This window comes from Sphingobium sp. CCH11-B1 (assembly GCF_001556865.1).
GTDB lineage: Bacteria > Pseudomonadota > Alphaproteobacteria > Sphingomonadales > Sphingomonadaceae > Sphingobium.
The window spans coordinates 26,658-37,046 of the sequence record NZ_LSJY01000166.1; the positions used below are offsets into that span (position 1 = coordinate 26,658).

The 10,389-nt window shown below is 58.6% G+C and carries 9 protein-coding genes and 1 pseudogene; 2 read left to right on the top strand and 8 right to left on the bottom strand.

The features are described from left to right. Window positions 1–2: 2 nt before the first annotated feature. Window positions 3–941, bottom strand: coding sequence for a transglutaminase family protein (locus tag AX724_RS16770; RefSeq protein WP_066768454.1), 939 nt, complete (start codon window positions 939–941; stop codon window positions 3–5). Between AX724_RS16770 and AX724_RS16775 the strand changes: the two genes are divergently transcribed. Beyond that, on the top strand, window positions 935–1,729 hold the full coding sequence (locus AX724_RS16775) for an N-formylglutamate amidohydrolase (RefSeq protein WP_066768457.1): 795 nt from the start codon (window positions 935–937) through the stop codon (window positions 1,727–1,729). The genes AX724_RS16770 and AX724_RS16775 overlap by 7 nt on opposite strands. 18 nt (window positions 1,730–1,747) lie before the next feature. Here AX724_RS16775 and AX724_RS16780 read toward each other — a convergent pair whose 3' ends face one another. The 7 genes and pseudogenes from AX724_RS16780 to AX724_RS24570 all read right to left on the bottom strand — a co-directional run. After that, a complete protein-coding gene (locus tag AX724_RS16780; RefSeq protein WP_066768461.1) occupies window positions 1,748–1,981 on the bottom strand; it encodes a hypothetical protein in 234 nt (77 codons plus the stop codon). Between the two features lie 2 nt (window positions 1,982–1,983). Next, window positions 1,984–2,112, bottom strand: a complete 129-nt coding sequence (locus AX724_RS24750; RefSeq protein ID WP_269454165.1) for a hypothetical protein — start codon at window positions 2,110–2,112, stop codon at window positions 1,984–1,986. Window positions 2,113–2,138: 26 nt separating this feature from the next. After that, on the bottom strand, window positions 2,139–2,963 hold the full coding sequence (locus AX724_RS16785; RefSeq protein ID WP_066768463.1) for a transglutaminase-like domain-containing protein: 825 nt from the start codon (window positions 2,961–2,963) through the stop codon (window positions 2,139–2,141). Between the two features lie 343 nt (window positions 2,964–3,306). After that, window positions 3,307–4,584, bottom strand: coding sequence for a cation:proton antiporter (locus AX724_RS16790; RefSeq protein ID WP_066768466.1), 1,278 nt, complete (start codon window positions 4,582–4,584; stop codon window positions 3,307–3,309). Window positions 4,585–4,940: 356 nt separating this feature from the next. Then, a complete protein-coding gene (locus AX724_RS16800; RefSeq protein ID WP_066768477.1) occupies window positions 4,941–5,192 on the bottom strand; it encodes a hypothetical protein in 252 nt (83 codons plus the stop codon). Window positions 5,193–5,313: 121 nt separating this feature from the next. Next, entirely contained in the window at window positions 5,314–6,897 is a 1,584-nt protein-coding gene (groL, locus tag AX724_RS16805) for a chaperonin GroEL (RefSeq protein WP_066768481.1), read from the bottom strand. 71 nt (window positions 6,898–6,968) lie between these two features. Beyond that, window positions 6,969–7,253, bottom strand: a pseudogene (locus AX724_RS24570) (co-chaperone GroES); the annotation flags it as partial. Between the two features lie 313 nt (window positions 7,254–7,566). Here AX724_RS24570 and AX724_RS23000 point away from each other — a divergent pair. After that, window positions 7,567–10,359 (top strand): tetratricopeptide repeat protein, encoded by a 2,793-nt coding sequence (locus AX724_RS23000; protein ID WP_197421615.1) that lies wholly within the window; start codon window positions 7,567–7,569, stop codon window positions 10,357–10,359. Window positions 10,360–10,389: the final 30 nt, after the last annotated feature.

A 10,389-nucleotide genomic window follows, 5' to 3' on the forward strand; every position in this document is an offset into this window, starting at 1 on the left:
CGTCACTTTCCTGAAGTGCCGACGGGTCGGCTGTTGATTGCGCCATGGGACGAGCGCGGGAATTTGGCGGGATCGGCGCGCGACACGTCGACGGTGACGTCCATGCCTAGATAGCTGGCGGGCAAGCCGAACCAGGTGCCGGACAATGGCAAGGCCTGATAGGGATCGCGCGCGATGGCGACGCGGATCAGGCCGCGATTGCCGATGATGCCATTGGTCGGATCGAATTCGACCCAGCCCGATCCGGGCAGGAAGATCCGTACCCAGGCATGGGTGTTGCCGCCGCCGAGCACGTCTTCCTTGCGCGAGGGATTGTAGACATAGCCCGATACGAACCGCGCGGCGAAGCCCAGTGCCCGCACCGCCTCGATCATCAGCACGGCGAAGTCGCGACAGGTGCCCTGCCGCTTTTTCAGCGTCTCAATCGGCGATTGGGTTCCCTTTTCGTGCCGGGGTACATAAGTGAAATCGCGCTTGATGCCGGTCGCCATGGCGGTCAGCAAGGCGATGGTCTCCGTATCGCCATGATTGCTGACGAAGCCTCGCGCCCAGTTGTCGATGACACGTTCGGGATCATGGTGCTGACGCTCGATCGACCGGAGCAGATCGGGCATGTCCTCCGAGGAGTAAGTGAACGGAAACAGCCGCGCATAGGGTTCGACGTCGACCTGCCCTTGCGCCAGTGGCGCATGTTCCAGCGTCGTCTCGCTCGTGACGGTCAGGTGCGACGTCCGCCGCTCGAACAGGGCCATCGCCACGGAATTGCCGAACACGTCGTGCAGCCAGCGCAGTTCTTTGGGCTTGGGATCGATTTCGAGGCGGGCGGACAGCAAATGCTGGTCAAACGCCTCGCGCGGGCGCATCATGATGCGATGCTCACCCAACGATACCGGCGCTTTGTAGCGATAATCAGTGACATGGCGGATCGTCAGCAATGGCATGGAATGGAATCCTGACGGTCGGGCGCGCAGTGGACGAACTGTTGGGTCCGGAGGACCCGGCGCCATTCACGCTGTTCAACGCAGGGGGCACCGCGCCGTTCCTGCTGATCGGCGATCATGCCGGTTCGGCCATTCCCCGCGCGCTCGGCGACCTGGGGCTGGAGCCCGTCGATCGGAAGCGCCACATCGCGCTGGATATTGGCGTGCTTGGCATGGGTGAGAAACTGGCGCTGTTGCTCGATGCGCCATTCCTGCATCAGACCTATTCGCGCCTGGTTGTTGATTGCAACCGCGATCCGGACCGGCCGGACGCGATGCCGGCGGTGTCCGATGGCACCCGTATCGCGGGCAACGAGGGACTGGACGCGGTCGCGCGGCAGGCGCGGATCGAGGAGATTCATCGGCCTTATCACGCCGCGCTCGCTGCCAACATCGAAGCCCGCCTCGCGGCCGGTCGCCAAGCGATCCTGCTGTCACTGCACAGCTTTACGCCGATCATGAACGGCATGACCCGGCCTTGGGAAATCGGCATCCTGTATTGCCATGGCCGGCCCGGCATCGCCGTAGCCATGCTGCACGCCCTGGGACAACGGGGCGATATCATGATTGGCGACAATGAACCTTATGCGATGGACGACACCGACTACACCATACCGCGCCACGCCATTTCGCGCGCATTGCGCTACGCCGAGATCGAAGTCCGGCAGGACCTGATCTCGACCGAAGCCGGTCAGCATGTTTGGGCGCAGCGACTGGCCGGTGCCATTCTAGCAGCGGCAAGCGCCTAGCGCCGACGATGTTCAGGGCTATCGCGCGATCGCCGGCGTTTTGGCCAGCAGTCGCTCGATGCACTGGAGCCCTTCCTCGCTGGCCACGGCAATCTGGATCGGTCGGCCCGAAAGATCGTCCAAGTGACCATTGAGAAAGGCAATGGCGGCAGACGTTCCCAGTCTGTCCAGGGCAAGCTTTGTCACGCGGCTCTGGCGCATGGCCTCGCCATCGGAAAGCTTCACCGCAGCGCGTGGTGTGAACTTGCGCAAAATCAGCTCTTCAATGTCACGATACCGACGACACCGGGCTTGGTCGACGGATTGGACGCATTGGTCTTGCCCGGCTTTTCGGCCTTGGGCTTGCGCACTTCGCGGTTCGATCTCTTCTGGCTCTTGGCCATTTGCAATCTCCTGGTTGTGTTGAATGTCAGGGCACAAGATGCCCAAGGCGATCCTCGTCGGTGTAGATGTCGAAGCGCGTAAGCCTTGCAGTGCCGAAGGTCGTGGTCAGTGCCACGTCAGCGGCATCGCGCCCGCGCGCCATCAGGATGCGACCACGCCGCGGACGGTTGTGGCGCGCATCGAACGTGTACCATGTGTCGTCGAGATAGGCCTCGAACCAAGCTGAGAAGTCCATATCGCCGATAGGGGCCGGAAAATCCATGTCGCCCATATAGCCGGTACAGTATCGCGCGGGGATGTTCATGCAACGACAGAGGGTCAGGGCAAGGTGCGCGTAGTCCCTGCAGACGCCGACGCGCTCTTCGTTGGCATCCCATGCGGTGCGGGTCGACCGCGCGGCCGTATAGTCGAAGCTGATACGCTCATGCACATAATCGCAGATCGCCTGAACCCGCGACCAGCCGGGTGCCGTGCGGCCGAAAAGCGCCCATGCCTGATCGGACAGGCGGTCTGTCTCGCAATAGCGGCTACCCAGCAGAAAATGCAAAGCATCGTCGGGAATTTGCTCCAGCGGCACCTGTATCGCTTCCGGGGCACTAACATCGGGGAGAAAGCTGTCCTCGATTACGAAGCCGCAGGATATAGTGATGCCTGTCGGCGGCATTGTGAGACGGGTGCAGATATTGCCGAACCCATCGACATAATCATAGGCTGTTACATCGGGCTGGGTGAATATCCGCTGGGCGCTGCGAAGATCCCGGTTTCGACTAGGGTGGATGCTGAGCATTGCCAGCATCGGAACGGCCATGTCGGTTGCAAAAGCGATATCATATCCAGCCCGTATCAGCATTTATGATCCTTAGTCTGCCGGATCAATCGCACCGGGTTGCAGCTGAAATATTGAGGCCATGGTAAGCGACATTTGCCCAAGAGGGCGACTGCGTCATGTCTGGAAAAGCAGATGTCGGCGGAGATGAAAAATAAGTGGGCATTTCCGGCATAAATTTCAAGCCGACCTGCCAAACAAACCGAAATAATTTGCTCAATTAATAAATTCAAAAATGGTTTTTAAAAATTGATGCGAATAGGCATATAAACCTATCCAAATAAAATACAAATGATGTTCTATTCACCATTTTGTAAATTTTATTTTACGTCGAAACGACTAAGCCTTTCTATTGAATCCCGCCTCGTTACACTTTCGAGCCACCTGCGGCGTCCGGATCCCGGCCTTGTCCTCTGTCCAGAGCACGCATCGCAGGGGTAACGGTCAGGCCGTGCAGCAGGACCGAAAACAAAGCGACGAGGCCGACGATGGCCCAAAGCCTTTCGCCTTCCGCCAATGGGAGGTGATTGAGCGCATAGGCGAGATAGTAGAAGGAGCCCACGCCCCTTATGCCAAAAAAGGCGAGCACCAGCTTTTCAGACCGATCACCGTGAAATCGCCACAATGCCGTCCACCCGGCGACGGGGCGGACCAGAAGAATGATGGCGCCGGCTGCAACGACATCCACCCATTCAAGCGGTGAGAGCAGGCCGGTCATCAGTGCCCCACCCATCAGGACGAGCAGCACCATCATCGCCAGCCGCTCGATCTGCTCGGTAATGTCATGCATGTCATGATGGAAATCATGATCGCGATGGGCATGGCGCAGCGTCAGTGCGGTGACGAACACGGCCAGGAAACCGTAGCAGTTCGCCACTTCGGTCAGGCCATAAGATACGAATGTCGCAGCGATCGCGGTAAGTCCGTCACCGGTTCGTGCCAAACTCGATTCGGTCGGGACATGAAAAGTCAGCCACCCGAACAGTTTGCCGATGATCCAGCCAGCCGCGATGGCAATACCGATTTCCCACAACACATCGTGCAGGATCCAATCGGCAAACCACGGCTTTCCGGTTCCCGCGGCAAGCCCGATCCCGATGGCGAGGTTTACGAACGGAAATGCCAGACCATCGTTAAGTCCGGCCTCCGAAGTCAGGCCAAAGCGTACTTCGTCTTCCTCGCCGCTCTTTGGCGGGCCGACCTGCACGTCGGACGCCAGCACGGGGTCGGTCGGGGCAAGCGCTGCACCGAGCAGAAGCGCGCTAACCCAGGGGAGGCCAAGTAACAGCCCACCTATTGCGGTGATGGCGGCGATGCTGAGCGGCATCGCAATGCCGATTAGCCGCCATGTCACGTTCCAGCGGCGCCAGTTGAAGACGCGATCGATTTTCAATCCGGCGCCCATCAAGGCGATGATGACGACGAATTCGGTGAAACGTTCGGTGATAGCCGGATAGCGTATCGGCAGTGGAACAAGATCGACGCCGGGAATCGAAAAGATTGCCGCACCAAGCCCGATGCAGATTATTGGGAACGACAGAGGCAGGCGCCTCAACGCAAGGGGCAGCCACACCGCGAGCGCAATCAGAACACCCGCACCCGTCAGCCAGAGAATATAGGGTTCGGGCCTGGTGAGATCAGGCATGACGATGCGACAAATATAAGTTCAATATCGCTGCCCGATCTGATCCGTTGAAACAGCCCTAGTACTCACAGCCCAATGAAGCTCGCAACGTCAGATGGACTCAAGACCGCTCCGCAGCCTGTCAGCATCGACCGCCCGCTGCAGATCCGTGGGATCTATCGTGACGGTTTCAACCCTACCCATAGTCCGCAGATACAGGAGCGTCGCGACGCGAACATAGACGGTGCGCTCATTACCCTCAATCCCTTATTCCTCCGTATCGATATCATAGCTTCCGGCAGGGAGAAGCTCGTCAAACGCCTCCAGGTGGAACGGGAAACCGAAGGTCACCGACGATCTCGTGGTCCGTAATACCATCAGCTTGCCGACCCGCGGTCGGGATTTTCGCTGGACCACAAGTCCTCTTTAATCTCGGACAGTGACGCTGCGGCCGGCAATCGGTCCTCCTGCCCGAGTTTTGCCTCGCGGCGCAGTGCGCTGGCAGCTTCGCGCGCCCACACCGCGGCAGCGGATGTTGCGATCATCTGGACATTCTTGAGGTTTGCGGTTGCGGCGCGATCACGCTGCACGGCCTCTTGAGCCAGGCAGAAGGCGGATGTGTGGATCATGGGGCATTCCTTTTCGAAAGCATTTCGCCAGGCGCGTGGCGCGATGCCGATCGCTCGCGCAGAGCATCATGTTGGGAACCGATCAATATCCCCCGCCACTGACAATGGAGGCGCCGCTGCTTCATTCGCCAAGATCGGCGACGGCCGCCTCGGTGGTAATCAGCAGCCCCGCGATCGACGCCGCGTCTTGCAAGGCGACCCGCACGACCTTGGTGGGATCGATGATGCCGGCCTGGAAGAGATTTTCATACCGCTCGGTCTGGGCATTGAACCCCATATTTTCATCCTGCTTATCGAGCAGGCGCCCGGCGATCACGCCACCATCATGTCCGGCATTCTCGGCGATCTGCCGCAAGGGCGCCTGAAGCGACCTGCGGACGATATCGATACCGCGCCGTTGGTCGTCATTGACTGGATTGAGACCATCCAGCGCCTTGGAGGCATAGAGCAGCGCCGTGCCGCCACCGGGGACGACGCCCTCTTCGATAGCCGCGCGGGTCGCATGCAGCGCGTCCTCGACACGATCCTTGCGTTCCTTGACCTCGGTTTCGGACACGCCGCCAACTTTTATCACGGCGACACCGCCGGCAAGCTTGGCAAGCCGCTCCTGCAATTTCTCGCGGTCATAATCGCTGGCGGTCGTCTCGATCTGCGCCCGAAGCGCGTCGATGCGCCCTTTGATCGCCCCTTGATCGCCCGCGCCATCGATGATCGTAGTGCTGTCCTTGTCGATTACGATCCGCTTGGCGCCGCCTAGCATGTCGAGCGTCACGCTCTCCAGTTTGATGCCGAGTTCCTCCGCGACGATGCTTCCATTGGTGAGGATAGCGATATCCTCCAGCATCGCCTTGCGGCGATCGCCAAAGCCGGGCGCCTTCACAGCCGCGATATGCAGGCTGCCACGCAGCTTGTTGACGACAAGCGTGGAGACCGCTTCGCCTTCAACATCTTCGGCGATGATGAGGAGCGGCCGACCAGCCTGTACCACCGCTTCAAGGATGGGAAGAACCGGCTGCAGGTTGCTCAGCTTCTTCTCGTGGATCAGGATGTACGGGTCCTGAAGGTCCACCGACATCTTCTCGGCATTGGTGATGAAATAGGGCGAGAGATAGCCGCGATCGAACTGCATGCCCTCGACGACATCCAGTTCGAACTCAACGCTGCTAGCTTCCTCAATGGTGATGACACCCTCCTTACCGACCTTCTCCATCGCTTCGGAAATCTTGCGGCCGACCACCTCGTCACCATTGGCAGAGACGATGCCGACCTGCGCGATTTCCTGGTTGTTGGAAACGGGCTTGGAGCGCGCCTTGAGTTCGGCGACCACAGCCGCGACGGCGATGTCCACGCCGCGCTTCAGGTCCATGGAATTGACGCCGGCGGACACGGATTTCATGCCTCCGCGCACAATGGCCTGCGCAAGAACGGTGGCCGTGGTCGTGCCGTCGCCGGCGTGGTCGTGGGCCCTTGAGGCAACAGCGCGCATCATCTGCGCGCCCATATTCTCAAACTTGTCGGGAAGTTCGATTTCCTTTGCGACGGTTACGCCATCCTTGGTGATCCGAGGAGCGCCGAAACTCTTGTTGATGAGGACATTGCGCCCCTTGGGACCGAGCGTTACCCGGAGGGCGTTGGCGAGAATATCGACACCGCGCGCGATGCCTTCACGCGCGTCACGCGAGAATTTGATGTCCTTGGCTGACATAAACGGTGATCCTTCAGGGTAAGTCGGTTAACGCCTGAACAGGCGCCGGAAAGAAGAAAGCGGCGGGTCCAACTGACAACGCCCGGAACATCACTCTCCTTCATGATGAGAAGGTCCTCGCCATTCACCCTCACCTAGGCCCGGGCCCATTTTCCGAACAGGATGCGATCGCCAGCCTTCAAGTCTGGCGGCTCAATGATACCGCCTTGCGACATGATGCCGCCGCCCACGGAGACGATCTCGCCGTGCTGTGGTTTTTCCTGCGCTGCTTCGGGGATGATGATGCCACCGGGCGTTGCCGCAGCGGCGTTCCTGCGGCGAACGAGAACGCCATCGTGGAGCGGTTGGAATGTCATGATGTGCATCCTGCCGCTGGACCGCGACGATATGTCGTCGCCTCACAAGCGGGGAGCCAGCGCTGCCAATTTGCGATTGAGCATCATGCGGATGCCAACCCGGCCCATATGAGGGGCGCGCAGTAGGAAAACAAGATAGCCCGCATGGGCACCGCCGCCCGCTCGACCAGCCACCCCCACATGCAGAACGTCAGCTGTCGTCGCCAGCTCTCTTTCGCTTACGCTATAGGCAATGCCAGGCTTGTCTCAAACGCCGCGTAGAATTTGCCTGCAAGCAGGCTATGTTGTGAATGGAATATTGGTCGGGGGAATTATGAAGGCCTTGGTTGCTGCTCTTTTCGCAGGGAGTGCATTTACGTTCGTTGCTTACGCCGAAGATCAGCCAATCATCGCTCCCCCGCCTTCTTGGGTGAAACCGACATCTTTGCCCGCCTCGCCTAATACGGATGACCAGTCCCCGGTTCGCATTCTGCTGTCCGACCAGCAGATTCAGTTAGAGCGTGGTAAGGAAACCGTCTATTCTAACGTCGCCGTAAAAATCCAGACGCCTCAGGGGCTAGCGGCTGGAAACTTGTCCTTTCCCTGGCGTCCGGACACAGACGTACTGACTGTCCACAAGTTGCAAATCCAACGCGGCGGCAAGGTCATTGACGTGCTCGCAGCAGGCCAGACGTTCACAGTAGTTCGACGCGAACAAAATCTTGAAAACGCCACGCTCGACGGCGTGCTAACAGCGAACATCCAGCCGGAAGGCTTGCAGGTGGGCGACATCATCGAGTTCGCGATGTCTCTTTCATCAAGTGACCCAACATTGCAGGGGCATGTCGAACAGATCGCAGGGAACTGGAACGGCTTCGCTGTCGATCGAGCGCATCTTAGGATTCAATGGCCTGCATCCATCCCAGTGCGGCTCCGGCAGACTGGGTCACTTCCGGAAATCAAAGTAAGGAAATCTGGTGATACCTCGATAGCAGAACTTTTGCTGGATAAGGTGGAGCCGGTCATTCCCCCGAAAGGTGCCCCGCTGCGCTATCAGATCGGCCGCTTGGTTGAGGCAACAGACTACGCCTCATGGGCCGACATCGGCACACTCATGGCTCCGTTATACGACAAAGCAGCAACTCTGCCTGCCGAAGGATCATTACGTACCGAGTTGGATCGTATAAAGAACCTATCAATCGACCCCAAAATTCGCGCACAAGCCGCACTTGCCCTTGTTCAAGATCGGGTACGGTACGTTGCTCTGACCATGGGCGCGGGTGGCTACGTGCCGGCAAATGCCGAAACCACATGGTCTCGTCGATATGGTGATTGCAAGGGGAAGTCGGCTCTCCTTCTCGCTTTACTGCATGGTCTGGATATTCCAGCTGAACCTGTCGCCGTCAGCACCACGTTCGGAGATGGGCTTGATGCGCGCTTGCCCATCGTCGGATTGTTCAATCATGTCATCGTCCGAGCGACAGTAGCCGGTCAGACATATTGGATGGATGGAACGAGGATCGGAGATACGGCCCTAGACAGGCTTCAAGTACCGAATTTTGGTTGGGGACTGCCGCTGGTCGCCAAGGGTGCCGCACTCACCCGGATGCTCCCCGTCCCGTTGAGTACGCCGACCCACGATACATCCATCCGCATTGATGCAAGCGCGGGAATATCTGCTCCAGCTCCAACGACTGTTGAAACGATCCTGCGTGGTGATGAAGCCATTTCGATCAATGCAGGGCTAGCGAATCTAACGACCGCTGCACGCGATCAAGCGTTGAAGGCTTACTGGAGAAATCAGTACGACTTCATCGAGGTCAAGTCGTCCAGCGCCAGCTTCGATGCAAAGACCGGAGAGCAGCGCCTGACCATGGAGGGCACCGCCAAGCTCGACTGGGCGAATGGCAACTATCAGACCGACGGCACGAATGTCGGCTATCGCGCCGATTTCAGCCGTGACCCTGAAATAGACAAGGACGCGCCTTTCGCCGTCCCTTACCCGTATTTCACCCGGGTGCGCGAGACGATCATTCTTCCCAAAGCGGTCGGTGACTTCAAGCTCGGCACGAACATGGAAGTCGACCAGAAGGCCGGGGGAATAGAGTATCGCCGACACGCGACGATCGAAAATGGCATATTTGTTATCGAGAAAACCGAACGCAGCGTCATTCCTGAATTTCCGGCAAAGGATGCCCAAGCTGAGCAAGCCGCGCTACGTACGCTGGCGGACAAGAATGCAACGTTACGCATGCCTGCCAGCTATGTGTATACCGGCAAGGATATCGCATCAGTCCGCGCCGAGGTGCCCACGACATCATCGGGCTATGTAGGCCGTGCAAAGGCTTTCATTAACAGGGATATGCGCAAGGAAGCGCTTCTTGACTACGATAAGGCTATCGAACTCGATCCAGCCAATGTCTACGCCTGGTCCAATCGGGCCATCACTCGCATTCAGGTTGGTGACCTTGTCGGCGCTAGGGCCGATCTTGAGAAATCTGAATCTATCGATCCTGAGTTTGTTCAGAATTTTATCGGCGAGGGCATGCTTGCTGATGTAGAACGGCATCCCGGTGCCGCCATTGGCGCATATACAAAGGCATTAGCGAAAGAACCCAACAATGATTATGCGCTTGAGCATCGTGCCCGCGCTTATCACGCATTAGGCAACACCGACAAAGCACTGGCCGATTTCTCCACGGCGATTGAAAGCGACAAAGACGACGCCCGTGGTTACGTCACTCGGGGCAACTACTATCTCGACCTTCGACGATATGATGAAGCCATAGCGGATTTCAATCGAGCCAGCGCCATCGATCCCACCAATGAATGGGCCATCGCCAACCGTGCCATGGCGAATGTCTGGAAACAGGATCGTGACGCAGCGACGAAGGATTTGGAGACGGCCGCCAAGATCAATCCACAAAATCCTGTCATATCCCGCGCGCGCGGTCTGCTGGCGCAGCAAAAGGGTGATGCAGCAGCCGCGATCAGTGCCTATTCGGAGTCTTTGAAAGCGGAGCCAGGCAACGGCTTCACCTTGGGACATCGCGCACAAGCCAATATGATGGCTGGCAACCTTGATGCTGCCCTGACCGATGCGATCGCGTCCCGGGACGTGGTGTAGCTTATCTGGGCCACCGCCAATTTCGGCATC